Raw genomic sequence first — 24,765 nt, forward strand, 5'->3', positions numbered from 1 at the left:
CCAACCTGCTGTTCCATGAGCACAAGTGACAGCGCAGCACGCTATTCGCGCGGAGCGATCATCCTCCACTGGCTGATTGCCCTCTTGATCGTTGGCAATTTCATCGGTGCCTGGACATCCGAAGACCTGCCGCGTGACCAGAAGATGATCATCATGGGCTATCACAAGGCCAATGGTGTGCTGATCCTGCTGCTGACGCTGGTGCGGATCGGCTGGCGCTTCGTATATCGCCCGCCTGCACTGCTCGCCACGCTCAAGACCTGGGAAGCGACGCTGGCACGGGCCACCCATGCGCTGTTCTACCTGCTGATGCTGGCCGTCCCGCTCGCGGGGCTGGGACTCCACTCGGCCTTCGGCAAGGGCAAGCCGGTCAGCATGTTCGGCCTGTTCGATTTTCCCGCGCTCCCGGTCGGATCGGACAAACCGACTATCGGCCTGTACCATGAACTGCATGAGGTGACCGCTACGGCCATGCTCTTGCTGATCGGCTTGCATGTCGCTGCCGCGCTCAAGCATCAGTTCCTCGACCGCGATGGCACCATGGCGCGGATGCTGCCGTTCCTGCGCTAATGTGGGAAGACCCCCACCCGTTTACGGGCAGGGGCCTCCTACGGCTCGTCCACTCGTGAGCCGTTACCAGAAGAAGCTGTAGATCACGTCCACCACTTCGCCGGTGTAGGTGTTCACCAACAAGGCGTCGTCATAGTAACGGATCCAGCGATAGGGTCCGTAGACGTCTGGCAGGCGATACTGCCAGGGATCGTTGATCCAGTAGCGGTTCGAATAGAACAGCGAATCCAAGAAGAACCCGATGTTCAGGCGCCGATAGCTGTAGTTCCGGTAGGGCGAGTAGTAGATGCCAACCCGGAAGGTGCTGGGGTAGCTCCGGCGATACGAATACCAGTCATAGCGCCGGTTATCGCGCCACCGATTGTCCCAGCGGCGATAATCATGGTTGTAGCCATAGCGCTGGCGGTCGCCGCGATTGTTGTCCCAGCGGCGGTCATTGTCGCGCCGGTACTCGTCGCGGTTGCGGTCGCGCCAGCGGTTGTCATCGCCGCGGCGGTCGGCATCGCGATAGGTCCGGTCGCCCTCCTGGCGCCACCAGGTGCCTGATCGATCAGTCCGGCGTTGATCCTCCGAACGGAGCGTCCGGTCCTGGTTCCGGTTGCGACCCTGGGCGGTTGGCGCCGGCGCAGCCTGCGGCTGCGGGGCGGGTGCCGGGCGGGCATTGTCGCCCCGCCAGTTACCGCCGCCGCGGTTTTCCCAGCTGCGACCATTGCCGTTCCAACCATTGCCTTCGCGGCGCTCGGCACTGCGATTCCAGCCGGGCGCCTGGTCAGCACGGCCTTGCTGGTTGTCGCCCGCCGGAGCGGCCTGAGTGACCGTGCGGGCCGGTCGCGACCAGCCGCCACCATTGTCACCCTGCGGAGCCGAGCGCGGCGCGCGGCGGGCTTCGTTATCTCCACCGACATTACCGGCCGCCTCGCGGTCGCGGAACCGGCCACCTTGTTCCTGGGCCTGCACAGCAGCTGGCAGGGCCAATGCGGAAACGGCAAGCGCCAGCGCGCTGACCCTGCCGGTGATTGACTTGAACTTGACGGCCATGGCCGTTCTCCATCCTCGCGCCGCACCATCGGCGGCGACCTTGCAGGACTTGGTAAGCGATTCGCGCTGTCGCCACGGTGAATGGACGTTAGGGTTCTCTGTTCAGGTTTCCGCCGGGGCGATGTATGGGGCGTGCCATGTTCGAGACGCTTGATGCCGTGCTGGCCGATGCCGCTGCTCACCTGACTCGCGCCGCGCGCGACCGGAAGTCACCGATGCATGTCCCGGTTGTGGGAACGGCCGATGGCGACCTCAGGATGATGGTCCTGCGCGCTTGCGATGCGGGCATCGGCCTGCTCCGGTTTCACACCGATGCGCGCAGTCCCAAGGCGCAATTGATCGGCGCAAATGGCATGGCGAGCGTGCTGGCTTTTGACCCTGAAGCCAAGATTCAGTTGCGGGTCAAAGGTCCTGCCCGGATCGAAAGTACGGGGCCGGTAGCCGACGCAGCCTGGGCGGCGGCCTCCGAATATGCCCGGCGCTGCTACCTGGCATTGGGCGCACCGGGATCGCCCACGGACCAGCCGCGCTCCGGCCTGCCGGTAGAGGTCGAGGGCATTCGCCCCAGCGAGGAGCAACTGCTGCCGGCGCGCGAAAACTTTGCCGTGCTGCTGGTTCAACCGACTTTGCTTGACTGGCTCTTCCTGGCGCATGGCGGCCACCGCCGCGCGCAGTTCGCGCGCAGCGGACCGGGTCAGGACTGGCAGGGGACCTGGGTGATCCCCTGACGGGTCAGCGCGTCAGCTTCTTGTAGGCCAGGCGGGTCGGACGATCCGCCGCATCGCCCAGGCGGCGGCGCTTGTCCTCTTCATAGGCCGCGAAGTTGCCTTCGAACCATTCGACATGGCTGTTGCCTTCGAAGGCCAGGATGTGGGTGGCCAGACGGTCAAGGAAGAAGCGGTCGTGGCTGATGACCACGGCGCAGCCGGCGAAGTTCTCGATCGCGTCTTCGAGCGCGGCGAGGGTTTCGACGTCAAGGTCATTGGTCGGTTCGTCGAGCAGCAGCACGTTGCCGCCCTGCTTCAGCATCTTGGCCATGTGCACGCGGTTGCGTTCACCGCCTGAGAGCTTGCCGACGTTCTTCTGCTGGTCCGCGCCCTTGAAGTTGAACGCGCCAACATAGGCCCGGGTCGAAATGTCCTGGCCGTTGACCTTCATGTAATCGAGCCCGTCGGAGATTTCCTCCCAGACGTTGTGCTTGGGATCGAGATGGTCGCGGCTCTGGTCGACGTAGCCAAGGTGCACGGTCGAGCCGATTTCGATCGTGCCGCTGTCGGGCACTTCCTTGCCGGTGATGATCTTGAACAGCGTGGACTTACCCGCGCCGTTCGGTCCGATCACGCCGACGATGCCGCCCGGCGGCAGGGTGAACGAGAGGTCTTCGAACAGCAACTTGTCGCCATAGGCCTTCGAGATGTTCTTCACCTCGATGACCTTGCCGCCCAGGCGCTCGGGCACCTGGATGACGATCTGGGCCTTGCCGATCGGACGATTGTCCTGGGCGTTCTGCAGTTCCTCGAACTTGCGGATACGCGCCTTGGACTTGGTCTGGCGGGCGGCCGGGGTCTGCCGGATCCACTCCAGTTCGCGCTGCAGCGCCTTCTGCTTACCGCTTTCCTCGCGGTCCTCCTGTTCCAGGCGCTTGGCCTTCTTTTCCAGGTAGGTCGAGTAGTTGCCCTCGTAGGGGAAGTAGCGGCCACGATCGAGTTCGAGGATCCAGCCGACGACGTTATCCAGGAAGTAGCGGTCGTGGGTGATCATCAGCACCGCGCCGGCATATTCCTTGAGGTGGTTTTCCAGCCATTCGACGCTTTCGGCATCGAGGTGGTTGGTCGGTTCGTCGAGCAGCAGGATATCCGGCTTTTGGATCAGCAGGCGGGTCAGCGCGATCCGGCGCTTTTCACCGCCCGACAGGTTCTCGACTGACCAGTCGCCCGGCGGGCAGCGCAGCGCTTCCATCGCGACTTCGAGCTGGTTGTCGAGCGTCCAGCCATCGACCGCATCGATCTTGGCCTGCAGGTCGCCCATTTCCTCCATCAGCGCGTCGAAATCGGTATCGTCCTGCGGATCGCCCATTTCAGCGGAGATGGCATTGAAGCGATCGACCAGATCGGCCGTGGCGCGCGCGCCGTCCTTGACGTTCTCAAGCACGGTCTTGGTCTTGTCGAGCTCCGGCTCCTGCGGAAGGTAGCCGACCGTGATGTTCTCACCCGGCCAGGCTTCGCCGGTAAAATCGGTGTCGATCCCGCCCATGATCTTCATCAGGGTCGATTTACCCGCGCCGTTCGGGCCAACGATGCCGATCTTTGCACCCTGATAGAACTGCAGGCTGATGTTGTTCAGCACCGGCTTCTGCGCGCCGGGGAAGGTCTTGGTCATGCCCTTCATGACATAGGCGTATTGGGCGGCCATCAGGGGTCCTCTGGAATCTAAAAGAGTAACGGGATTTGGCCGCGCCTCTACAAGCCGGGAGGGCACGGGGCAAGCGGATTGCCTTTGCAGGGCGGCGAGCTAAAGCAGGTCCATGCTCAAGACCCTTACCCGCGCCGCCGCGCTCTCCGCCCTTCTGCTAGCCACTGCTGCCCATGCCGGCCCGCCCAGCGAAGGTTCGGGTACCGCCTGGGACATCACCGCCGGCCTGACGACCGAGATCGGCCAGCGCCTCGCCGGCTCCGATCGTGAGGCGGCCGCGCGTGACTGGGCAGTGGTCCGGCTGAAAGCGCTGGGCTTTGACAATGTGCGGATCGAACCTTTCACGTTCGATGGCTGGGTCCGCGGCCCCGAAAGCGCCAGCCTGACTGCGCCCTATCCGCATAAGCTGGCGATTGCCGCGCTGGGTTACAGTGCGCCGACGCCGAAGGGCGGGATCAACGCGCCGCTGGTCTACTTCCCTACGCTCGACGCGCTGAAGGCGGCGCCGGACGGTTCGCTCAATGGCAAGATTGCCTTCATCGACCACGCCATGCGCGCGGCGCAGGATGGCGCAGGCTATGGCCCCTATGGCGCTGCCCGACGGCAAGGCCCCTCGATTGCTGCCGCCAAGGGCGCGGCGGGTGTGGTGATCCGTTCGATCGGCACCGACTGGCAGCGCAACCCGCACACTGGCGCGACCAGCTGGAGCAAGGATGTCACAGCTATCCCGGCTGGCGCGGTTTCAAACCCCGACGCGGACCTGATCGCCCGCATTGCCAAGGGCGGCAAGCCGATGATCCTGGCGCTGCAGTTGGAAGGCAAGCCAGTGCCAAAGCTGCCTTCGGGCAATGTCATTGCCGAATTGCCGGGCCGCGATCCTTCGCTACCGCCGATCCTGGTTGCTTGCCACCTCGATAGCTGGGACCTTGGCACCGGGGCCTTCGATGATGCCGCGGGCTGCGGGATCATCACTGAAGCCGCCTTGGCAGCTCAGAAGGAAGGCAAGGCACTGCGCACCATCCGCGTCCTCTGGGCCGGAGCAGAGGAAGTCGGCGTGTTCGGCGGCGCGGCCTATGCCGAGGCACACAAGAACGAGCCGCACGGCCTGGCGATGGAAAGCGATTTCGGCGCCGACAAGGTCTGGCGCGTCCAGTTCGACTTCGGCCCTGGCAATGCCGCGCTGGCGGACCGGATCGCGGCTTCGCTTGCGCCGATCGGAGTGGTCCGTGCCGGCGGCAAGGCCAACGGCGGGGCTGACGTAGGCGCGATTGCCAAGGCGCAGAAGCTCGCCGTGGTGGACCTTAGCCAGGATGGCACCCGCTATTTCGATCTGCACCACACATCGGACGATACGCTGGATAAAGTCGACCCGGCGCAGCTTGCCCAGAATGTCGAGGCATGGCGGCGCGTGCTGGCGATCGTGGCTAACGAGCCCGGGCCGCTGAGCGGCAACTAAGTCCGGATCAATCCTTCCAGCGGTTTGCCGGTCCCGCCCGGGAAAAGCGTGCTGGCTGCGCGGACCGGGTCGAGACCGAAGTGACCGGCCAGCGCGCCCGCCAGCACTCTGTTTAGCGGCGTGGTCGGCCTAAGGTCGCGTCCTTCATAGAGTGCTGACGGCCCAAGGCCGGGCCAATCCGCCAGCACGCGCCCACCCTTGACTGTGCCGCCCAGGAGCAGCGCCAGACCGCCGGTGCCGTGATCGGTTCCTCCGGTACCGTTGACGGCGGCAGTCCGGCCGAATTCGGTCGCGACGATCACCAGGGTGTCGGCCCAGGCTGGCCCAAGCCCATCGCGCAGCGCGGCCAGCATGGCATCCAGCCCGCCAAGCTGGTTGGCCAGCCGCCCGCGCTGATTGGCATGGGTGTCCCAGCCGTTTGATTCGACCATCACCAGCCGCGCGCCTTCCGGCCCGGTCATCAGCGAGGCGGCAAGCTTGCCTGCCGCCGCCGCACCGCGGCCATTGTCGTCGCCCTGCAAGCTGGCCATGGCTCGGGTCTGGACCGCCTCGCTCCACAGGCCGTGAAGCTGGGGATCCTCGGCATAGAGCCTGCCGACCCGTTGCAGGAACTCGCTTGAAGCTTCGGGCAGGTTGGTCGGGGCGTAACTCGAAACGGAGGCTGGTCCGCGCAGTGCGGTCGGGATGGCGGGAGACAGTGCTAGCGCCTTGGCATCGCTGTTCGGCAGTAAGCCGATCAGCCGGTTCATCCAGCCATCGTCACGATCATAGGGCAGCTTGCCGCCAGTCTCGAGCACGTTCTGCCCATCAAAGTGCGAGCGATCACGATACGGCGAGGCGGTGGCATGAACGAACAGCGCCTCGCCAGCCTGATAGCGCGAGGCAAGTTGGGCCAGCGCGGGATGCAGCGTGAACATGCCGTCCAGCTTGATGCCACCGCCAATATCGACCAGCTCGCCGCGCAGCGCCGCATAGGCCGGGTCGCCCGTCGGCGCCAGAGTGGCAAGTCCGTCGGCTGCGCCGCGCTGGATCACGAAGACCAGCCGCCGCTCCGTGGGCGCGCTTGCCCAGGCCATACGCGGCGCAAAGAGCGCGCCAGAGAGCAGGGCACCATTGGCCAGCAAGGAACGCCGGTCGATCATAGTCACCTCCGCATCATTTCGGGCGAAGCCAGCAACAGCGCCAAGGCCTGGGCCGGGCTTTCCGCACCGGCAAGCGCTTTGCGAGTCGGCTCGGAGAGGGCACCGGGAAACAGCTGCTCGGCCAGTGTGCGCGCATCAATCGGGCCGACGCGGGCGGCGATCCGCTCGGCCACCTCGACCCGGCGATAGAGCGCGTCCGGACCGGCCCAGCTTGGCGCCGTATCGTCCCATCCGGCCGGCGAACCCGGCTTCCAGGTCGGCTGGCCAAGCTGGTTGAGCGCATTCGCGTTGATCAGCGATGGCAGGCGCTCGGTTCCGACCGCGCGCAAGGTGGCGAGCGTCCAGTCCCACGGCGTGCGGAACTTCGGTGGCCCGCTCCACGGCTCCGGGGCTTCGATCAAGGTACGATAGACTGTCGGCAAGTCGCCGCCCGAGCGGAGGAACGCCTGCTCCAGCTTGGTAATGAGCGACGGGGGTGGTTCGTCGCCGCCAAAGTGTCGCGCCAGCTTGGTGGCTATATGGCGCGCCGTTGCCGGATGGACGGCCAGGTCGCGCAGGATTGCCTCGCCCTGGGCCTCGCCGCGCTGACCATAGCGCTTGCCCAGAACCTTGCGCTCGCCCGGTTGATGAATCAGGTCGGCAAACCAGTATCCGGGGCCCGGGCCGCGCAGCCGTGGCTGCTGGGCGAGGCCACCCACGCTCCAGCCAGTCAGCGCCCGGGCCAATTCGGTCACGTCATCCTGGCTGTAGCCAGAGCGGACACCGAGCGTGTGCAACTCCAGGATTTCGCGCGCCAGGTTCTCGTTCAACCCGCGCGCGTTTCCGCGCCGCGCGGCAATCTGGCCCAGCATCGAATCCGGGCCGATAGACTGGGCCTGGTCGAGATAGAGCAGCATGGCCGGATGGCGCTCTACGGCCAGCAGCAGATCGCCGAACTTGCCCAGCACATTGGGGCGGATTGCCTCGAACTCGAACGCCCCGGCCAGCCCCAGGGAGACCAGCTTGTCGATCGAGACGGCAAAGTGATTGGCCCAGAAATGGACCAGCCGTTCGACAAACGGGGCGGGGGTGTTCAGGGCCAGATTGGTCCGCACCATCGCCGCCTCACCATAGGCATCTCGCAGGGCGCGGTAGGGGCGCAGTTCGGGGGCGATATCAGGCTTGTTGTCACCAGCCTCGGCTTCGCGCTTGGCTTCCCGCTGATTGTCACGCGCTTCGCGGAACATGGTGACAAGCGCAGGACTATCCGGCAGGGCCAGGATGGCCGCTGGACGCGGCTCGAATCGCGTGAATTGCTCAAGCAGCCAGCGGCGCGGTTCTGGCGGCGGTGCTTCGCCTTTTCTGCCGCCCAGGCCAAATCGGTTGAGTGCAACGCTGCTGTCGCGCACCGGCGATCTCCCTCACAATCGGCAATACAATGCCGTACCGACCGGCGCTGTCACGCCGCAAATTGTATCGGGATGTCGCTGGGAAAGAGATTGGTCGGGGAGACAGGATTCGAACCTGCGACATCTTGCTCCCAAAGCAAGCGCGCTACCGGGCTGCGCCACTCCCCGACCGTGGGGCGCGCCTTAGGCTCAACTTGCGCTGGTGGCAATCAGGCGCGTGAAGAAACGGATCATGCTGCGCAGATTTTCGGTGGTGATGTGTTCGTTGGTGCCGTGAATCATCTTGGTCTCCGTGGTGGAGAGCCGCATTGCCTGGAACCGGTAGGTGTCCTGGCTCACATCCTTCATATAGCGGCTGTCGGTGCCGCCGACGACCAGGAAAGGTGCCACCGGCGCGCCCGGAGCCTCTGCTTCGGCGGCGGCGCGGATCAGTTTCCAGCCTTGCGAACTGGTCGATGAGACAGGTGAGGCTTCAACCGGCACGCGTTCCCACGCGAATGTGACCGGCAGGTTTCCAACGGCTTCCTTCACCCGGGCCAGGACATCGGCTGAGCGATCCCAGGGTGCCAGGCGGTAGTTGACCAGGCCGAAAGCTTCCTGCGGCAGGACGTTCTCCTTGGGGCTGCCCTGCAGCATCGTTGGAGCGATAGTGGTGTGGAGCTGCGCGGCGCCTGCAGGCGTGCTGCCCATCTGCGACTTGATCAGGCTGCCGAACAGCCAGGGATTGGCGGCGACAACCTTCATCAGCCCGCCTTTCTCGGCGGCCAGTGCCTCGACCGTGCCAAAGCCCGGTTGTTCCAGCCGCGCAGGGAACTGCTTGGCGTGAATCGCGGTGATCGCCTTGGCCAGGGTGACCGTGCCAATCTCCTCCGGAGGCATCGAAGAGTGGCCTCCGGCGGCCTTGGCCGTGACCCGCAAAGTGGCATAGCCCTTTTCGGCGACAGCAATCATGATCGCGGGTCCATTGACAATTGGCGCGTCGTTGATGATCGCGCTGCCCTCGTCGAGCGTGAACAGCGAGTTCACGCCGCGAGTCTTGAGGACAGCGGCCGCTGCCTGAGCGCCCGTCCCGCCAACTTCTTCGTCGTGCCCGGCCACTACGATAACTGTGCGCTTTGGCTTGAAGCCCTTGGCAGCAAGCAGCTCCATCGCTTCAAACAGGGTGATTAGCGAACCCTTGTCATCGATCGCGCCGCGGCCCCAGACCGCGCCATCGGCGACTACGCCGCCGAACGGCGGGTGCTTCCAGTCCTTCTCCGTGCCGGGGGTGACGGGCACCACGTCCTGGTGCGCCATCAAGATGATCGGCGGGAGTGCCGAATCACTTCCGGGCCAAGTGTAAAGCAGGGTCGCCTTGCCGACGATTTCTCGCTGCATGGCCTTGTGCGCGGCGGGGTAGGTAGTCTGGAGCCAAGACTGGAAACCGCTCCACTGGTCCATGCGGTTCTGCGCCGGATCCTGGTTCGACACGGTCTGGAAACGGATTGCTTCGCCCAGTCGGTTCGCCGCAGCGTTGAGATCAGGATCGATCGCATCGGCCAGCTTGATATCATCGGCAGATGCCAGACCGGCGGGCTTGAACGTCGCGGTGTTCCAGGCAACCACGCCGGCCGCAATGCCAAGGCCCAGCAGAACTCCCAACCCGATCTTCTTGCGCATTCTCAATTCCCCTCCCCGCCGGTCGGCAATGGGCCGTGGAAGGGGTGGTGGGCCCGGCAGGACTCGAACCCGCGACCTAGCCGTTATGAGCGGCCAGCTCTAACCAACTGAGCTACAGGCCCATCTGCGCGATGGCGAATTTCCGGTTAGCCCGCGCCTGCGGCTTAGGCAAGGGTGACCGATTGCATCAGCCCGGCAACCGAGGTTGGCGCAATCTGGCGTCGCTGGAGGTAGGCAAAGACTGCCCGCCACCAGTCATAGAATGCGTCAAGGTCCGCTTCACTCCGGACGTAGGGGGTGAATCCGGGCGCGAGCGAAGGACTGTGGAACGAGAAGACCAGCACCGGCACGCCTTCGTCGATCGCAATGTCGATGCCGCGGATCACCTCGTCCAGCGTAACACCTTCCGGGGTAAGCGGAATTCGTTCTAGCATGCCGATCCGCGCCAAGAGCCCGCGCAACTGCGGCACGCGCCACATCTTGGGATAGAGCCAAGGTCCGAACTGGCGCAGCAGGCCCCAGTAGACGGTGGTTAGCGGCAGTTCCATTAGACCGCGCACAGGGTCGATCCACCAAGGGACGATCGGATGGTCGCGATAGTTTGGTCCGCCACCAACGCTGTAATCGAAGCGCGAGCGGACCGAGGTGTCGATGGCAATGCCATGGTCCGTCAAGACGCTGGCAGTATCTGGCCCGAGACCATACCGTCCCGCCCGATAGATCAGTGGAATGGCGCCAAACCCCTGCTCAATCGCATCGCGCAACCTGCGGAACTTTTCCCGCTCCAGCGCTGCGGGAAGATTGCCTGCGAAAGAATTGAATTCATTGACATCTTCGTCATGCGGCGGGCTGACCCACGGATGCAGCTGGACCCCGATCTCAGCCTTACCGGCTGCGATCGCCGGGCGCAGGGCTTCGCAAGCTGCGGGTGAAGTCGCGATCGGATAATCGACCAGGTAGATCGGTACGACGCCCACGCCTTCGCAGAATTCCTGGAAGCGAGCGAGCCGCGTGACCGAGTGCAGCGTATAGCCTTCGCGCCGAATGGGCTGTGCCCAGTCAAACTCCTCTTCGGTATCGACTGTCAGGATAAAGCGCTGGCCGAAGTCGGCGGGAAAATGCACATGCTGCTTCGGCGCCGGCAAGTCGGTAATGCGAACCTGCGGCACGGTGCGGCTTTCCCCTTTTTTGCCGCAGGTTGCTGCGGTTTCAGCCCGCTTGGCTATGGTGCTCCGCTGCGCTGGTCAAGCCCGGGAGTGTCAGGACCAGATCCGGGCCATCGCGTTCCAGCTTGCCGCCGGCCGCGGCGGCCTCAGCCCGTGCCAGGCGCAGTGCAAAGCCAACCCCGAATACCCCTGCGGCGATTGCCTGTGGGATAGCGCCAGGTGCCGCCTCGAACAGTTCCTTGTCAGAGCGAGCCTGCAGGGCTGCAGGCAACGCAAAGGTGATCTTTGGCTGGCCATGATCGTTGACAATCGTCAGGCCCAGCTGCTCGCCTGGGGCAGCCGTGCCAGCCAGAGTAGCGAGCAGTCGCCAGGCCAGTCGTTCCACTTCCAGCCGGTCAAGCGGTACCGGGCAGGGGCCGCCGGTCGCCGTAACGGTAAATCCGCTGCCGCGCTGGCCGGTGTGGGCGGCGAGCTGGGCGACCGTGGAAGTGACCACTTCGGCGACGTCAGTTTCGCCGGATTCCAGGGCCATTGCCGCGCTTTCCAGCTTGGCCAGCCGCTCCAGTTCCTCGAAAGCCGCCAGCATCCGCGCCGCATCGCCGGCAATGGTCGCGGCGAGCGCGCGGTAATCGTGCGGAGTTGGGCCGAACAACTGCTGCTGGATGACCTCTGCGAAACCCTGGATCGCATTGACCGGGGTGCGTAGTTCATGGAGCAGCTGGCGGATCCGATCGGCTTCGCTGTCCGGCGTTGCCGCGGCCGGCGCTGGCGTGCTGGGCCAGCGCCGCATCCGGCCCTGATGGCCCAGGAACTGGCCGGTTAGCGGATCGAACCGCGGAGCTGCATCAACGCGCCAGGTACCGGCGATCGAGTTGCTACCAGCCAGTTCGACCCGCCCGGCCGCAATCGGCTGACGACGGGTGATTGCTGCCAGCAAAGTGCCCGACGTGCCGGGCGGTGCCAGCATCTGGCCGGTTACCATCGGCGCGACACCGGGATCGGCCCAGACGATCTGCCCATTGGCATTGGTGGCGAAATCGAAGGCCGCCGCCGACTGCGGTACCTGCAGGATGTGTTCCTCGCCCAGCGGCAGCCGGGGGGCCTCACCATGGCCGTCGGGCGAGCGGGCCTTACGGTAGGCTTCGATGCGTTTGACGATCGCGCCGATCGAATCTTCCGCGGGCTCAGCCGGCTTGGCGGGCGGAGCGGCAACAAAGGGCGCAGCTGGCGGCGCCACTTCCACAGTCCTTGCCGATGCTGGCAAGCCCGGGCGCAGGATGCCAAGCCGTTCCAGCTGGTCGGCCAGCAGCGGCAGCAGATCGCTGCGGCTCCCGAGACGCGCACGCGCTGCGGGGGGAAGGGCGGGAAGAAGATCAGCCCATTCGGCCGGCTCCAACCGTGCGGCATCGATCGCGGCTTCGGCCAATTGCGGTTCGGCAGCGGCCAGCGTGGCGATGAGGCGCGGTGAGCGCAACCGCATCGCCTGATCGCGCAGCATGGTAACGCGATCGGCGGCGGGAATCACGGCAGACAGCTCGGCCAGCCGCGCATAGGCCGCCTCTACGCTCGGGCCGCGCGCCTCACTGGGTTGCGTGCCAAGAAGGTCAAGCAACTGACGATACTGGATGCGGCCCAGCGCGGCTCCGTCTGCGCGCAAGCGCAGGACCGTGGCAAGGCGATCGTCAAAATGCATCGGGTTGTGCTCTGCTCCCAAGGGCGCACGGGTGACAACCCGCCATAGCAAACCGGTGCCGCAGCCATAGCGTTCCGATTGATGCGTTGCAAAGCGGGACGGTTGCGATATGAAACAATAAAATTATCGCGCAGACGCAGGGAATACTGTGAATATTGCCGTTCCGGACCATTGTCTGGCCGCGGCACTCGCGAAAAGGTGGGTGAAATGGCAAATCTGGATGGAATCGACCGGCGTCTGCTCGCCGAACTGCAAGCCGAAGGGCGCGTCACCAATGTCGAGCTGGCGCAGCGCGTTGGCCTGACAGCGCCGCCGTGCCTGCGCCGGGTCCGCAGCCTGGAAGAATCGGGCGTGATCCGCGGCTATCACGCCGATCTCGATGCTTCGAAGCTGGGCTTTGCGATCACCGTCTTCGCGATGGTCAGTCTCAAGAGCCAGGCAGAGGATTCGCTGCGCCAGTTCGAAGAGGCGATGAAAGGCCTGCCCGAAGTGCGCGAATGCCATATGCTGAATGGCGAAATTGACTTCATCCTGAAGATCGTCAGCAAGGATCTGCAGAGCTTCCAGGAATTCCTGACCAGCAAGCTGACCCCGGCTCCGAACGTGGCGAGCGTGAAGACCTCGCTGACGATTCGGACTGCCAAGCAGATGCCGGGCGTCCCGCTGGAGTGATCCAGACTTTTCAGTCGGGTGGTATTAGCTTTGGCGTCCCGCCAGCCACTCCTCCAGCCACTTGATCGTATAATCGCCATGGATGAAGTCGGGCTCGCTCATTAGCGCCTGGTGGAGCGGGATGCTCGTTTTGACGCCGCTGATCACCATTTCTTCAAGCGCGCGCTTCAGACGCATGATGCAGCCTTCGCGGGTGCGGCCCTTGACGATCAGCTTGGCGATCATCGAATCGTAGTAGGGCGGGATCCTGTAACCGGCGTAAAGTCCTGAATCGACGCGAACATTCATCCCGCCCGCCGGGTGATAGGCACTGACCAGGCCGGGTGAGGGGGCGAAGTTCCAGGGATCTTCGGCGTTGATCCGGCATTCGATCGAATGGCCGTTGAACTCGATGTCTTCCTGCTTGACCGACAGCGGCTTGCCATCGGCGATGCGGATCTGTTCGCGCACCAGGTCGACCCCGGTGATCGCTTCGGTCACAGGATGTTCCACCTGCAGGCGGGTGTTCATTTCGATGAAATAGAACTCGCCGTTTTCCCACAGGAACTCGATCGTGCCGGCCCCGCGATAGCCCATGTCGGCCATCGCCTTGGAAACGATCCCGCCCATCCGCTCGCGCTCTTCGGGGCTGATGACGGGCGAGGGGGCCTCTTCCAGCACCTTCTGGTGGCGCCGCTGGAGCGAGCAGTCGCGCTCACCCAGGTGGATCGCATTGCCGTTGCCATCGCCAAACACCTGGAATTCGATGTGGCGCGGATTGCCAAGGTACTTCTCGATGTAGACGGTCGCATCGCCGAACGCGGCCTTGGCTTCGCTGCCAGCCTGCTGGATCAGCGTCTCCAACTCGTCCGGGCCGTTGCAGACCTTCATCCCGCGACCACCGCCGCCCGAGGCGGCCTTGATGATAACCGGATAGCCGGCGGCTTCGGCAATCGCCTTGGCTTCAGCGATATCGGAAACGGCGCCGTCCGAACCCGGCACCAGCGGCAGGCCCAGCGCACCGGCCGTGCGCTTGGCCTCGATCTTGTCACCCATGGTGCGGATATGCTCCGGCTTGGGGCCGATCCAGGTGATGCCGTGGGCTTCGACAATTTCGGCGAACTTGGCATTTTCCGAAAGGAAGCCATAGCCGGGATGGATCGCATCGGCATGGGTGATCTCGGCTGCCGAAATGATCGCCGCGACGTTGAGGTAGCTGTCTTTGGCTGCCGGCGGGCCAATGCAGACGGCATGATCGGCCAGCCGTACGTGCATGGCATCGGCATCGGCGGTCGAGTGCACCGCTACCGTTTCGATCCCCATTTCATGCGCCGCGCGGTGGATGCGCAGTGCAATCTCGCCGCGGTTGGCGATCAGGATTCGGCTGATACCCATTGAGTTTGCGCCTTACGCGATCACGACCAGCGGCTGGTCGAACTCGACCGGCTGGGCATTGTCGACCAGGATCGCGGTTACCGTGCCGCCACGCGGGGCAGCGATCGGGTTCATCACCTTCATCGCCTCGATGATCAGCAGCGTGTCACCTTCCTTCACGGCCTGGCCGACGCTCACGAAGTTGGCTGCGCCGGGTTCGGGAGCCATGTAGACGGTACCGACCATCGGCGACTTGACTGCATTGGGATCGGCGGCAGGCGCGACCGGCGCGGCCGGTGCAGTTGCGGCAGCCGGTGCAACAGGGGCAGCAACCGGGGCTGGTGCGTGGTGGATCACCGGGGCGATACCGCCGCCGCGCGAAACCTTGATCTTGCGATCGCCGTCCTCAACCTCGATTTCGGTCAGGCCCGTATCGGCGAGCATTTCCGCCAGTTCGCGCACCAGCGCGGTATCGATATTCATTCCGGTGGGGCGGCTGCCTGCCTTGCTGTCGGCCATGCGATCCTCGACTGGTTGCTTTGGCAACCGCCTATGCGCGGGCTCGCGAGCCTAGGCAAGAGCAGAGATAAGGCATGGGGGCCGCAACCCACAGGGTTTGCTAGGCCGGTTCAGGTTCCGGCGCTGGCTCGTCGGCCTGCTGTTCAGGCTCTTCGGGTTCGTCGGCAGCAGCCGGTTCGACGGGCGGCGGCGGCAGCTGCTTGGCGGCAGCTTCGGCGCGCTTGGCGGCGTCTTCGGCGCGATCGGCGGCGGCTTCGGCCCTTGCGATCTTTTCAGCCTCATCCCGGCCCGAACAGCCCGCCAGCACGAGGGCCAGCGCAGTTGCGGCCAGCACAAGCGATTTTCTGGGGGTAGGGACACGATCAGACACGCAAAATCACTCCTTGTCCTGCTTTGGGCGGATGGAACTGTCCAAGCAGGACAGGAGCGATAGCGCAAAAAGCTTACTCGAAAATAACTATGCCAATGGGGATTATTTGTCGGTGCCGGCGACCTTGCCCCACTGACGCGCTGCCGTGTAGCCGAGATAGCCCGTGCCGAAGAGTGCATAGAGCGCCTCGGGCAAAGCCGAAAGATAGGCGGTCATCCCGGCGGCGATGGCCTGGGCGGTTTCGGGCCGGAATGCAGCGACCAGCCCCATCGGCAGCGACCACAGCAGCAACAGGTACATCACGTAGAGGAAGCTGGGCCTGGCCCGGCTGGTCCAGGGATCTTGCGAGTTGGCCTCGGCGACGATGGCCGAAAGCCGCGCCTCGATCTCGGCCAGGGCTTGCGAGCCCTGCAGTTGCAGGAGCTCAAGCTTGGCCTTGTCGCGCGCGCCCTTGTCCGGAATCACTTTGTCGATAAGCGCGGCAACCGGGCCGATCAGGGCTTCGAGAATGGGCATGGGAGGGCTCCTTTGGTAGCAAGAAGCCGAACCAGATAACTGAATTTGCGGGAGTAGGAAAACGTTCAATGACCGCGTTACTCGGCCAGCGCCCCGGAGCCGCCAGGCGTGTGTCGGCCGATCAGTGCGGTATGTCGGCAGCTGGCATCGGCTTGCCAGCAGCAGGACGTTGCTGCCGCAGGTTGGTGCGACGCATCAAGGCGACCAGCGGAATCGTGAAGATGGTCATCCACATCATCATGTAGAAATTGTCGATGTAAGCCACCATCGCCGCCTGCCGGTTGATCTCTGCATCGACCAGCCGCAGCGCCGTTTCCCCAGCGTCTTGAAAACGGTCAAGGGTCGAGAAATCGACCATCTGCATGAAGCTAGGCGTAATGTGCGAAGCCAGGTCGGAATGGCTGACCTGGAGATTGCGTGCGAGCATCGCGGTGACAATCGAAATGCCGATTGACGAGCCGATTGAGCGCGAAAGGTTGAGCAGGCTGGAGCCATCGGTGCGCAGGGCCGGGGTAATCGTGGCAAAGGCGCTGGCATTCATTGGCATGAAGACCAGCCCCATGCCGACGCCCTGGATAAAGCCCGACCAGGCGATGTGGCTGTAATCGGTCTGCAGCGACCACAGTGACATTTCCCAAAGCGAGACCGCCGCGATGGTGAAGCCGATAGCAATCAGGATGCGCGGATCGAACCCGCGGCGCACCAGCCAGCCTGATAGCTGCATCGTGATCAGGGTGCCGATCCCGCGCGGCATCAGCGCCTCGCCAGTATCGATCACGCCATAGCCGAACAGGCGCTGTAGCATCGGCGGAAGCAGCGCCATGGTTGCGAACATCACCACCCCGATAACCACGCTGAGCGCGATCGAGGAAACAAAGTTGGGATCGCTGAACAGGCTGCGGTTGAACAAGGGATTGCTGGTGGTGGTCATGTGAATCAAGGTCATCCATGCGCCCGACAAGCCGAGGAAGGCATAGATCCAGGCTTCGCCCGAGGCGAACCAGTCAATGTGATTGCCGCGGTCAAGTAGCAGCTGGATCGCGGTCAGCGTGGTTGCCAGCAGCGCAAAGCCGGTCACATCAAACCGGCGCTTGACGATCGGACGCGACGGTAGCTGCGGGATGAGGATGGCGAGTGAGATGATGCCGACCGGCACGTTGACGTAAAAGACCGAGCGCCAGTTCCAGTTTTCGGTCAGCCAGCCCCCCAGGATCGGCCCCATGATCGGCCCGATCATGATCCCCATGCCCCAGACCGCCATCATCTGCGCCTGACGCGACGGCTTGTTGGTATCGATCATCGCGGCCTGGCTGAGCGGAGCAATGAAAGCCCCAGTTGCGCCTTGCAACGCACGGAAAATGACCATCTCGGTGATGTTCTGGGCCATACCGCAGAGCATCGACGAGAGCACGAAGCCGACGACCGAAAACAGGAACAGGCGGCGCGATCCAACCTTGTCGGCCAGCCATCCGGTGATCGGCATGGTGATGGCCACAGCGATGATATAGCTAGTCAGGACCCAGCTGATCTCGTCCGGGGTCGCACCCAGTGTCGCCTGCATGTGCGGAATGGCGACGTTGGCGATGGTCGAATCGAGGATCTGCACCAGCGATGCCAGCATAACCCCGACCGCGAGTAGGTAGGGGCTTTCTACCGGCAGGACTGCGACATCTTCCTGCACAGTCAATGCCGCTGGACCCCGTGCCGTACTGGCCGGACGTGCCTGGCCGGCCACGGCGGATCAGTCCTTGCGGTTGGCGGTGAAGACGGTGGTCTTCACGGATAGGCCGGCAATCAGCGGGCGCGGGCTGGGCGTATCGATCGCGATCCGCACGGGCACGCGCTGCGTTACCTTGACCCAGTTGCCGGTCGCATTTTGCGCAGGCAGCACCGAGAATTCGCTGCCGGTGCCTGCCCCGATGGCCGATACATGCCCCTTGAGGACCACACCCGGATAGGCATCGATCCGCACTTCGGCGCGCTGACCGACTTGCATTTCGGCAAGGTCGGTTTCCTTGAAATTGGCCTCGATGTACTGCGAACCGTCCGCCACCAGGGTAAGCGCGGGCAGGCCGGTGATGATATCCTGGCCGACCATCAGCCGGTCGGCCTGGCCGATCACGCCGGACACCGGTGCGCGCACTTCAGTGCGCCTCAGATTGAGTTCGGCGCTGCGCCGCTGGGCCAGTCCGGCCGCGACCTGCGGATAGATGCCGGGCACCTGCGAACCGGTGGCGAGCTTGGCAGCAGCCTCCCGGCGCTTGGCGTCGGCCATGCGCACGGCTTCCTTGGCAATTTCGACCTCGTGCTGGGCGGCATCAAAGGTCGCCTTGGTCGTGAACCCCCGTCGCCAGAGCGCTTCCTGCCGCTCAAGCTTGGTCCGGGCGAAGGCCAACTGCTCCTGCGCCGAAGAAAGATCGACCCCGGACAGTGCGGTTGAATTGGACAACGCGATTTCACTCGCCTGGGCCGTGGCAATGGCGGCATCGGCCTGCGCCAGTTGCAGTTCGAAGGGCTGCGGATCGATCTTGAACAGCAAGTCGCCAGCTCTGACGTGCTGGTTTTCTTTTACGAACACGCCAATGATCTTGCCGCCAACCTCGGCGCTGACGGAAATCTTGTCGACGTGAACATAGGCGTTGTCGGTTGAAACCTTGCCCTGCAGGCTGCTCCAATAGATCGCACCGCCGATAATCAGCGCCACCGGCAAAGACAGCATCAGGGCCAGCCGGCCCCAACGCCGGGCTGGCTTTGCTGCCTGAAACCGCGCTTCCTTGTGGCCTTCTCCGGCCACGTTCAGTTGCGGATCGGCGTCAGCCATTGACCGCCTCCAGTACCGCGAAGGAACCCGACAGGTTGGTCCGGATAGCCTCGAGCGCCGCGCACAGCAGGGCGCGCTGGGCGTCATCGAGACCATCGAGCATTTCGTCCTCCAGCCCGGCCAGCCCGGCCTTCACATTGTCAATCAATTGAAAACTCCGCTCGGTCAGGAACAGGCGCCAGGCGCGACGATCAGCGGGATCGCGCCGCCGCTCGAGCAATCCGGCTTCTTCCATCCGGTCGACCATCCGCGCCAGCGAGATCGGTTCGACCTCCAGCAGTTCGGCGTAATAGGCCTGATTCTCACCTTCCTGACGCGACAGGGTCAGCAGCAGCCGGGCCTGGGCACTGGTCATGCCCAGCCGCCGGACGCGTGCGTCAAAGGCCCGCCGCAAATGCCGCGCCGTATCACTCAGAAGATATGCTGTCGTGCTCATAGCGAGCATTCATATAGTATGCTGGCTTAGTAAATCAACAGATGTCTGATCGTGCGCTGCGGTTTATCGCGCTAAGGCGCCTGCGGGCCTTGGCCTTGATCGTGGGGCCATCGCCTGCCGCAATCTGTGTAGCCCTTTTGCGCAATTGATTTCACCCGCAACCTGTTTGCGATAGCCGTCCGCCTTGCTAATGCGGATCCGGCAAGAGGAGACCCCATGCGCGCCACCCCAGATTTCGATTTCGCCCTGACCGAAAGCGCCCAGATGATTCGCGAGGTCACCGGCCGGTTCGCGGATGAGCAGATTGCCCCGCTCGCCGCCCGCGCCGATGCGGAGGACTGGTTCCCCCGCGCCGAACTGTGGCCGGCAATGGGCGAGCTGGGCCTGCACGGGATTACCGTGGAAGAGGAATGGGGCGGGCTGGGCCTGGGCTATCTCGATCATGTTATCGCGGTCGAGGAAGTCAGCAGGGCCTCGGCCTCAATCGGCCTGTCCTACGGCGCTCACTCCAACCTGTGCGTCAACCAGATCCGCCGCTGGGGCAATGATGAGCAAAAGGCGAAGTACTTGCCCGGCCTGATCTCGGGCGAACACGTTGGCAGCCTCGCCATGTCGGAAGCCGGGGCCGGCTCGGACGTCGTTTCGATGAAGCTGAAGGCCGACGCAGTGCAGGGCGGTTACGTGCTCAACGGCACCAAGTTCTGGATCACCAACGCGACCTATGCCGATACGCTGGTGGTCTATGCCAAGACCTCGCCCGAGGCTGGTTCGCGCGGCATTACGGCTTTCCTGATTGAGCAGGGCGATGAGGGTTTTTCGATCGGCCAGAAGATCGACAAGATGGGCATGCGCGGTAGCCCCACGGCCGAACTGGTGTTCAACGATTGCTTCATTCCCGAAGACCGGATCATGGGCCCGCTCCACGGCGGCGTCGGCGTGCTGATGAGCGGCCTTGATTACGAGCGCGTGGTCCTTGCCGGGCTGCAGCTCGGCATCATGCAGGCCTGCCTCGACACGGTCATTCCCTACCTGCGGGAACGCAAGCAGTTCGGCAAGCCGATCGGCGCGTTCCAGCTGATGCAGGCGAAAGTGGCGGACATGTACGTCGCGCTGCAATCAGCCCGCGCCTATACCTATGCCGTGGCGAAGAGCTGCGATGCCGGGCAGACCACCCGCTTCGATGCGGCTGGTGCGATCCTGCTGGCGAGCGAGAATGCCTTCAAGGTGGCGGGCGAGGCCGTTCAGGCGCTGGGCGGCGCTGGCTATACCAAGGACTGGCCAGTCGAACGGTACCTGCGCGATGCCAAGCTGCTCGATATCGGCGCCGGGACCAACGAGATCCGCCGCATGCTGATCGGTCGCGAACTGATCGGGGCGGCTTGATGAGCGCGCCGGTCATCGCAACCACGCTGAACGTCGACGATCCGCAGGCCAAGGCCCGCGCAGCGCACAACCGGGCGCTGGCGCAGGAGTTGCGCGCCAGGGTGGCGCATGCGGCGCTCGGCGGGGACGAGAAGAGCCGTGAACGCCACACCAGCCGTGGCAAGCTTCTGCCGCGCGAGCGGGTCGAACGGCTGCTCGATCCGGGCTCTCCTTTGCTCGAAATCGGGCAGCTCGCGGCAAATGGTGTCTATGGCGAGGATATCCCCGGCGCCGGGATCATCACCGCGATCGGGCGCGTTTCAGGCCGCCAGTGCATGATCGTCGCCAATGATGCGACGGTGAAGGGCGGCACCTACTATCCGCTGACGGTCAAGAAGCACCTGCGCGCGCAGGAGATTGCCGAGGCCAATCACTTGCCCTGCATCTATCTGGTCGACAGCGGCGGCGCCAACCTGCCGCACCAGGCCGAGGTCTTCCCGGATCGCGATCATTTCGGCCGGATTTTCTTCAACCAGGCCAATATGAGTGCCAAGGGCATTCCGCAGATTGCCTGCGTCATGGGATCCTGCACCGCCGGCGGGGCCTATGTCCCGGCGATGTCGGACGAAACGGTGATCGTCCGCAACCAGGGCACAATCTTCCTGGCCGGGCCGCCGCTGGTGAAGGCTGCGACCGGCGAGGAAATCAGCGCCGAAGACCTGGGCGGCGGCGATCTGCACGCCCGCAAGTCGGGCGTGGTCGATCACCTGGCTGAGAACGACGAGCACGCGCTGACCATCGTTCGCGATATCATCTCCCATCTTGGCCCGCGCCACGATCACGGCCTGCCGCTGATGGAGCCGCGCGCGCCGAAGTACGATGCGGAGGAACTCTACGCCGTAGTCCCGGACGATGTCCGCGCGCCCTATGACGTGCACGAAGTGATCGCCCGGCTGGTCGATGGCAGCGAGTTCCACGAGTTCAAGGCGCATTACGGCAGCACGCTGGTTTGCGGCTTTGCCCATATCTGGGGCATGCCGGTGGCAATTCTGGCCAACAACGGCGTGCTGTTCAGCGAAAGCGCCGTGAAGGGCGCGCACTTCATCGAGCTCGCCTGCCAGCGCAAGATCCCGCTGTTGTTCTTGCAGAACATCTCGGGTTTTATGGTTGGCGGCAAATACGAGGCGGAAGGCATCGCCAAACACGGAGCCAAGCTGGTGACGGCGGTTGCCACCGCCACTGTCCCCAAGATCACCGTCCTGATCGGCGGCAGCTTTGGCGCCGGAAATTACGGCATGTGCGGCCGCGCCTATTCGCCGCGCTTCCTCTTCACCTGGCCCAATGCTCGCATTTCGGTGATGGGCGGTGAACAGGCTGCATCGGTCCTGGCAACCGTCCACCGCGATGCCGCCAAGTGGACGCCGGAAGAGGCCGAGGCTTTCAAGAACCCGATCCGCCAGAAGTACGAGGACGAGGGTAATCCCTATTACGCGACGGCGCGGATGTGGGATGACGGGGTGATCGACCCGGCCCAGACGCGGGATGTGCTGGGGCTCGCGCTGGCCGCCGCGCTTGAAGCGCCGATGCCGGATCGTCCGGCATTCGGCGTGTTCCGGATGTGATGGAGGAATTGATGATCAACTCCCTCCTCATCGCAAATCGTGGCGAAATCGCTTGCCGGATCATCCGCACGGCGCGCGCAATGGGTATCCGCACTATTGCGGTCTATTCGGATGCTGATGCGAAGGCGCTGCACGTTCGCCACGCTGATGAGGCCGTGCATATTGGCCCGTCACCGGCGCGCGAAAGTTATCTGTTGGGCGAGAAGATCATTGCCGCCGCAAAAGCTACCGGAGCCGAGGCGATCCATCCCGGTTATGGCTTCCTGTCCGAAAATGCTGCCTTTGCGCAGGCGGTGATCGATGCCGGACTGATCTGGGTCGGCCCCAAGCCGGCTTCGATCGAGGCGATGGGACTGAAGGATGCCGCCAAGCAGCTGATGGCGGCAGCTGGCGTACCGGTTACCCCGGGCTATCTGGGCGAAAATCAGGACCCGCCCTTCCTGGCGCAGCAGGCTGCCGAGATCGGCTGTCCGGTGCTGATCAAGGCTGTGGCGGGTGGCGGCGGCAAGGGGATGCGGCTGGTCGAGAAGGCCGACGACTTCGCCGATAGCCTCGCTTCCTGCCAGCGCGAGGCCAGCGCCTCGTTCGGCAACGCCCACGTGCTGATCGAGAAGTACATCCAGCGCCCGCGCCACATCGAAGTGCAGGTGTTCGGCGATAGCCACGGCAACATCGTGCACCTGTTCGAACGCGATTGTTCGCTCCAGCGCCGCCATCAGAAAGTGATTGAGGAAGCCCCGGCGCCGGGAATGGATGAAGCAACCCGCGCCGAGCTTTGCGCTGCTGCTGTCCGCGCGGCCAAGGCGGTCAACTACGAAGGCGCCGGCACGATCGAGTTCATCGCAGATGCGTCTGAAGGCCTGCGCGCCGACCGGATCTGGTTCATGGAAATGAACACCCGCCTGCAGGTGGAGCATCCGGTTACCGAAGAGATCACCGGCGTCGATCTTGTTGAATGGCAATTGCGGGTGGCGAGCGGGGAGCCGCTGCCGCTGCGGCAGGATGAACTGAGCATCAATGGCTGGGCGATGGAAGCGCGGCTCTATGCCGAGGATCCGGCGAAAGGGTTCTTGCCCGCCATTGGGCCGCTTGAGCATTTGCGCTTCGGCGACGATCTGCGGATTGACACCGGGATCGAAGAAGGGGGCGCAGTCTCGCCCTTTTATGATCCGATGATCGCGAAACTCATTGCACGCGGCACCAACCGGGACGAAGCAATCCAAACGCTTCTGCAAGGCGTCGATGAGACTGAAGTTTGGCCGGTTCGGACCAATGCGGGGTTCCTCGGCTTGTTGCTTGAGCATCCTCAATTCCAGTCTGGCGATGTTGATACAAGCCTGATCGGGCGTGATCTTGATGTGCTGGTCCATGCGCCAGCACCCGACGCGGAAGAACTGGCCGAAGCGGCGGCCTTGCTGGCCGCAAGCCCGGGAACAGGGCCCTGGTCCGCCGCACTTGGCTTTCGGGCCAACTCTGCACCACGCGCCGAAGTTCGGCTGGTTGACGATGGTGGTGCGTTGCACATTGTCGCTGTGGACGAAGTCGAAGCGGACACTCCTGCCAGCGAAGTGCTGACCTTCAACGCCGGGTTTGCCCGTCGCTATAGCCTGGAACGGGTCGATGGCGGTGGCCACCACTCCGCCCATGACGGCGACATTCTCTCGCCCATGCCGGGCAAGATCATTGCAGTCGAGGTGACCCAGGGTCAGGCTGTCACCAAGGGCCAGAAGCTGCTGACGCTTGAGGCGATGAAGATGGAGCACACCCTGGTGGCTCCGTTCGACGGCGTGGTGGCGGAACTTTCGGCCGTGGCCGGGTCGCAGGTGCAGGTCGAGGCTTTGCTGGCACGGATCGAGCCGCAGGGCGACTGAAGCGAATTTCAAAAGCTGCCGTGGAAATTGGTCGGGACGAGAGGATTCGAACCTCCGACCCCCACACCCCCAGTGTGATGCGCTACCAGGCTGCGCTACGTCCCGACCGGTTCCTGCCCGCATGGCGGGCTGGGGAGCCGCGCCTATAGGCAGGGTGTGGCATCATGGCAAGCGTACAGCGACAATCGGATCACTGCACAGTTCAAGACCTTGAACCTGCGCGGACAAGCGCCATCTGCGCCGGGTTCGACGGGTGGCTGCGTTGCTATGGCAGCGGCTTGCTGCTAGTCGCGCGCAATTGCGCCGGGGGCTCGGGTCCCGGGCGTGGGGCAACCCTATGTCACGAAAGCCGTAACCGCGATGCACACACCGCTTCTTCCCTTCCTTGCCGCCGCTGGCGGTGCTGCCGCCGAACCGCCGGTCTGGATCCAGTTCCTGCCGCTGGTCGCTATGGTCGTGATCTTTTGGTTCCTGATCCTGCGCCCACAGATGCGCCGTCAGAAGGAGCATCAAACCAAGCTGGCCGCGATCAAGAAGGGCGATCAGGTGCTGACCGGCGGCGGCCTGATCGGCAAGGTGATCAAGGTTGATGAGAATTACGCCGAGATCGAACTAGGTCAGAACATGAAGGTGAAGGCGCTGAAGTCGACCATCGCCGACGTGATCCCGCCGAACGGCACGGCCGCGAACGACTGATCC

The 24,765-nt window shown here is 64.0% G+C and carries 22 protein-coding genes and 3 tRNA genes; 8 read left to right on the forward strand and 17 right to left on the reverse strand.

Going from position 1 to position 24,765, the window contains the following annotated elements; genetic code table 11:
* The first annotated feature begins 15 nt into the window (after positions 1-15).
* Positions 16-570, forward strand: a complete 555-nt coding sequence (locus FRF71_RS12195; protein ID WP_161597963.1) for a cytochrome b — start codon at positions 16-18, stop codon at positions 568-570.
* A 63-nt stretch (positions 571-633) separates the two neighbouring features.
* On the opposite strand, the gene FRF71_RS12200 is transcribed toward FRF71_RS12195, so the two are convergent.
* Positions 634-1,608, reverse strand: coding sequence for an RcnB family protein (locus FRF71_RS12200; RefSeq protein WP_147090911.1), 975 nt, complete (start codon positions 1,606-1,608; stop codon positions 634-636).
* A gap of 137 nt (positions 1,609-1,745) precedes the next feature.
* Here FRF71_RS12200 and FRF71_RS12205 point away from each other — a divergent pair, with 137 nt between their 5' ends.
* Positions 1,746-2,336, forward strand: coding sequence for a pyridoxamine 5'-phosphate oxidase family protein (locus FRF71_RS12205; protein WP_147090912.1), 591 nt, complete (start codon positions 1,746-1,748; stop codon positions 2,334-2,336).
* A 4-nt stretch (positions 2,337-2,340) separates the two neighbouring features.
* On the opposite strand, the gene ettA is transcribed toward FRF71_RS12205, so the two are convergent.
* On the reverse strand, positions 2,341-4,020 hold the full coding sequence (ettA, locus tag FRF71_RS12210; RefSeq protein ID WP_147090913.1) for an energy-dependent translational throttle protein EttA: 1,680 nt from the start codon (positions 4,018-4,020) through the stop codon (positions 2,341-2,343).
* Positions 4,021-4,132: 112 nt separating this feature from the next.
* Between ettA and FRF71_RS12215 the strand changes: the two genes are divergently transcribed.
* Positions 4,133-5,476 (forward strand): M28 family peptidase, encoded by a 1,344-nt coding sequence (locus FRF71_RS12215; protein ID WP_147090914.1) that lies wholly within the window; start codon positions 4,133-4,135, stop codon positions 5,474-5,476.
* Here FRF71_RS12215 and FRF71_RS12220 read toward each other — a convergent pair.
* The 7 genes from FRF71_RS12220 to FRF71_RS12250 form a co-directional block, all read right to left on the reverse strand.
* Complete coding sequence (locus FRF71_RS12220) at positions 5,473-6,618, reverse strand: DUF1501 domain-containing protein (RefSeq protein ID WP_147090915.1); 1,146 nt, start codon at positions 6,616-6,618, stop codon at positions 5,473-5,475. The two genes, FRF71_RS12215 and FRF71_RS12220, sit on opposite strands and share 4 nt — an antisense overlap.
* A gap of 2 nt (positions 6,619-6,620) precedes the next feature.
* A complete protein-coding gene (locus FRF71_RS12225) occupies positions 6,621-8,006 on the reverse strand; it encodes a DUF1800 domain-containing protein (protein ID WP_147090916.1) in 1,386 nt (461 codons plus the stop codon).
* A 91-nt stretch (positions 8,007-8,097) separates the two neighbouring features.
* Positions 8,098-8,174, reverse strand: a tRNA-Pro gene (locus FRF71_RS12230).
* 21 nt (positions 8,175-8,195) lie between these two features.
* On the reverse strand, positions 8,196-9,665 hold the full coding sequence (locus FRF71_RS12235) for a M20 family peptidase (protein WP_147090917.1): 1,470 nt from the start codon (positions 9,663-9,665) through the stop codon (positions 8,196-8,198).
* A 45-nt stretch (positions 9,666-9,710) separates the two neighbouring features.
* Positions 9,711-9,787 (reverse strand) — tRNA-Ile (locus tag FRF71_RS12240).
* Positions 9,788-9,829: 42 nt separating this feature from the next.
* On the reverse strand, positions 9,830-10,789 hold the full coding sequence (locus tag FRF71_RS12245) for a polysaccharide deacetylase family protein (protein ID WP_238339223.1): 960 nt from the start codon (positions 10,787-10,789) through the stop codon (positions 9,830-9,832).
* Between the two features lie 85 nt (positions 10,790-10,874).
* Positions 10,875-12,524 carry a histidine kinase dimerization/phospho-acceptor domain-containing protein gene (locus tag FRF71_RS12250; RefSeq protein WP_147090919.1) on the reverse strand — a complete coding sequence of 550 codons (1,650 nt, stop codon included), beginning with the start codon at positions 12,522-12,524 and terminating at the stop codon, positions 10,875-10,877.
* A gap of 207 nt (positions 12,525-12,731) precedes the next feature.
* Here FRF71_RS12250 and FRF71_RS12255 point away from each other — a divergent pair, with 207 nt between their 5' ends.
* Complete coding sequence (locus FRF71_RS12255; RefSeq protein WP_147090920.1) at positions 12,732-13,196, forward strand: Lrp/AsnC family transcriptional regulator; 465 nt, start codon at positions 12,732-12,734, stop codon at positions 13,194-13,196.
* 24 nt (positions 13,197-13,220) lie between these two features.
* Here the strand turns inward: FRF71_RS12255 and accC are convergent, their stop codons facing one another.
* The 7 genes from accC to FRF71_RS12290 form a co-directional block, all read right to left on the reverse strand.
* Positions 13,221-14,570 (reverse strand): acetyl-CoA carboxylase biotin carboxylase subunit, encoded by a 1,350-nt coding sequence (gene accC, locus FRF71_RS12260; protein ID WP_147090921.1) that lies wholly within the window; start codon positions 14,568-14,570, stop codon positions 13,221-13,223.
* A 12-nt stretch (positions 14,571-14,582) separates the two neighbouring features.
* A complete protein-coding gene (gene accB, locus FRF71_RS12265) occupies positions 14,583-15,032 on the reverse strand; it encodes an acetyl-CoA carboxylase biotin carboxyl carrier protein (protein ID WP_147091648.1) in 450 nt (149 codons plus the stop codon).
* Between the two features lie 136 nt (positions 15,033-15,168).
* Positions 15,169-15,438 (reverse strand): hypothetical protein, encoded by a 270-nt coding sequence (locus tag FRF71_RS12270; RefSeq protein ID WP_147090922.1) that lies wholly within the window; start codon positions 15,436-15,438, stop codon positions 15,169-15,171.
* A 102-nt stretch (positions 15,439-15,540) separates the two neighbouring features.
* Complete coding sequence (locus FRF71_RS12275; RefSeq protein WP_147090923.1) at positions 15,541-15,954, reverse strand: holin family protein; 414 nt, start codon at positions 15,952-15,954, stop codon at positions 15,541-15,543.
* A 121-nt stretch (positions 15,955-16,075) separates the two neighbouring features.
* The gene (locus tag FRF71_RS12280) at positions 16,076-17,689 is read right to left on the reverse strand and encodes an MDR family MFS transporter (protein WP_147090924.1); all 1,614 of its coding nucleotides are present in this window, start codon (positions 17,687-17,689) and stop codon (positions 16,076-16,078) included.
* 6 nt (positions 17,690-17,695) lie between these two features.
* Positions 17,696-18,775, reverse strand: a complete 1,080-nt coding sequence (locus FRF71_RS12285) for an HlyD family secretion protein (RefSeq protein ID WP_147090925.1) — start codon at positions 18,773-18,775, stop codon at positions 17,696-17,698.
* Positions 18,768-19,211 (reverse strand): MarR family winged helix-turn-helix transcriptional regulator, encoded by a 444-nt coding sequence (locus FRF71_RS12290; protein WP_147090926.1) that lies wholly within the window; start codon positions 19,209-19,211, stop codon positions 18,768-18,770. Before FRF71_RS12290 ends, FRF71_RS12285 begins: the two co-directional genes overlap by 8 nt.
* 216 nt (positions 19,212-19,427) lie before the next feature.
* Here FRF71_RS12290 and FRF71_RS12295 point away from each other — a divergent pair, with 216 nt between their 5' ends.
* The 3 genes from FRF71_RS12295 to FRF71_RS12305 are packed head-to-tail and all read left to right on the forward strand — an operon-like array spanning position 19,428 to position 24,066.
* Positions 19,428-20,594 carry an isovaleryl-CoA dehydrogenase gene (locus tag FRF71_RS12295; RefSeq protein ID WP_147090927.1) on the forward strand — a complete coding sequence of 389 codons (1,167 nt, stop codon included), beginning with the start codon at positions 19,428-19,430 and terminating at the stop codon, positions 20,592-20,594.
* The gene (locus FRF71_RS12300; RefSeq protein WP_147090928.1) at positions 20,594-22,195 is read left to right on the forward strand and encodes a carboxyl transferase domain-containing protein; all 1,602 of its coding nucleotides are present in this window, start codon (positions 20,594-20,596) and stop codon (positions 22,193-22,195) included. The genes FRF71_RS12295 and FRF71_RS12300 overlap by 1 nt, the downstream gene beginning before the upstream one ends.
* An 11-nt stretch (positions 22,196-22,206) precedes the next feature.
* The gene (locus FRF71_RS12305; protein ID WP_147090929.1) at positions 22,207-24,066 is read left to right on the forward strand and encodes an acetyl/propionyl/methylcrotonyl-CoA carboxylase subunit alpha; all 1,860 of its coding nucleotides are present in this window, start codon (positions 22,207-22,209) and stop codon (positions 24,064-24,066) included.
* A gap of 28 nt (positions 24,067-24,094) precedes the next feature.
* Here the strand turns inward: FRF71_RS12305 and FRF71_RS12310 are convergent.
* Positions 24,095-24,171: transfer RNA gene (locus FRF71_RS12310), tRNA-Pro, on the reverse strand.
* A 255-nt stretch (positions 24,172-24,426) separates the two neighbouring features.
* Between FRF71_RS12310 and yajC the strand changes: the two genes are divergently transcribed.
* A complete protein-coding gene (yajC, locus tag FRF71_RS12315; RefSeq protein WP_147090930.1) occupies positions 24,427-24,762 on the forward strand; it encodes a preprotein translocase subunit YajC in 336 nt (111 codons plus the stop codon).
* Positions 24,763-24,765 lie beyond the last annotated feature (3 nt).

It is taken from the genome of Novosphingobium ginsenosidimutans (assembly GCF_007954425.1).
GTDB classification, from domain to species: Bacteria; Pseudomonadota; Alphaproteobacteria; order Sphingomonadales; family Sphingomonadaceae; genus Novosphingobium; species Novosphingobium ginsenosidimutans.

What these genes read in the sequence shown, in the direction of transcription:
- FRF71_RS12195 (WP_161597963.1), top strand. Translation starts at nt 16, where the DNA reads ATGAGCACAAGTGACAGCGCAGCACGCTATTCGCGCGGAGCGATCATC.
- FRF71_RS12200 (WP_147090911.1), bottom strand. Translation starts at nt 1,608, where the DNA reads ATGGCCGTCAAGTTCAAGTCAATCACCGGCAGGGTCAGCGCGCTGGCG.
- FRF71_RS12205 (WP_147090912.1), top strand. Translation starts at nt 1,746, where the DNA reads ATGTTCGAGACGCTTGATGCCGTGCTGGCCGATGCCGCTGCTCACCTG.
- ettA (WP_147090913.1), bottom strand. Translation starts at nt 4,020, where the DNA reads ATGGCCGCCCAATACGCCTATGTCATGAAGGGCATGACCAAGACCTTC.
- FRF71_RS12215 (WP_147090914.1), top strand. Translation starts at nt 4,133, where the DNA reads ATGCTCAAGACCCTTACCCGCGCCGCCGCGCTCTCCGCCCTTCTGCTA.
- FRF71_RS12220 (WP_147090915.1), bottom strand. Translation starts at nt 6,618, where the DNA reads ATGATCGACCGGCGTTCCTTGCTGGCCAATGGTGCCCTGCTCTCTGGC.
- FRF71_RS12235 (WP_147090917.1), bottom strand. Translation starts at nt 9,665, where the DNA reads ATGCGCAAGAAGATCGGGTTGGGAGTTCTGCTGGGCCTTGGCATTGCG.
- FRF71_RS12250 (WP_147090919.1), bottom strand. Translation starts at nt 12,524, where the DNA reads ATGCATTTTGACGATCGCCTTGCCACGGTCCTGCGCTTGCGCGCAGAC.
- FRF71_RS12255 (WP_147090920.1), top strand. Translation starts at nt 12,732, where the DNA reads ATGGCAAATCTGGATGGAATCGACCGGCGTCTGCTCGCCGAACTGCAA.
- accC (WP_147090921.1), bottom strand. Translation starts at nt 14,570, where the DNA reads ATGGGTATCAGCCGAATCCTGATCGCCAACCGCGGCGAGATTGCACTG.
- accB (WP_147091648.1), bottom strand. Translation starts at nt 15,032, where the DNA reads ATGAATATCGATACCGCGCTGGTGCGCGAACTGGCGGAAATGCTCGCC.
- FRF71_RS12275 (WP_147090923.1), bottom strand. Translation starts at nt 15,954, where the DNA reads ATGCCCATTCTCGAAGCCCTGATCGGCCCGGTTGCCGCGCTTATCGAC.
- FRF71_RS12285 (WP_147090925.1), bottom strand. Translation starts at nt 18,775, where the DNA reads ATGGCTGACGCCGATCCGCAACTGAACGTGGCCGGAGAAGGCCACAAG.
- FRF71_RS12290 (WP_147090926.1), bottom strand. Translation starts at nt 19,211, where the DNA reads ATGAGCACGACAGCATATCTTCTGAGTGATACGGCGCGGCATTTGCGG.
- FRF71_RS12295 (WP_147090927.1), top strand. Translation starts at nt 19,428, where the DNA reads ATGCGCGCCACCCCAGATTTCGATTTCGCCCTGACCGAAAGCGCCCAG.
- FRF71_RS12300 (WP_147090928.1), top strand. Translation starts at nt 20,594, where the DNA reads ATGAGCGCGCCGGTCATCGCAACCACGCTGAACGTCGACGATCCGCAG.
- FRF71_RS12305 (WP_147090929.1), top strand. Translation starts at nt 22,207, where the DNA reads ATGATCAACTCCCTCCTCATCGCAAATCGTGGCGAAATCGCTTGCCGG.
- yajC (WP_147090930.1), top strand. Translation starts at nt 24,427, where the DNA reads ATGCACACACCGCTTCTTCCCTTCCTTGCCGCCGCTGGCGGTGCTGCC.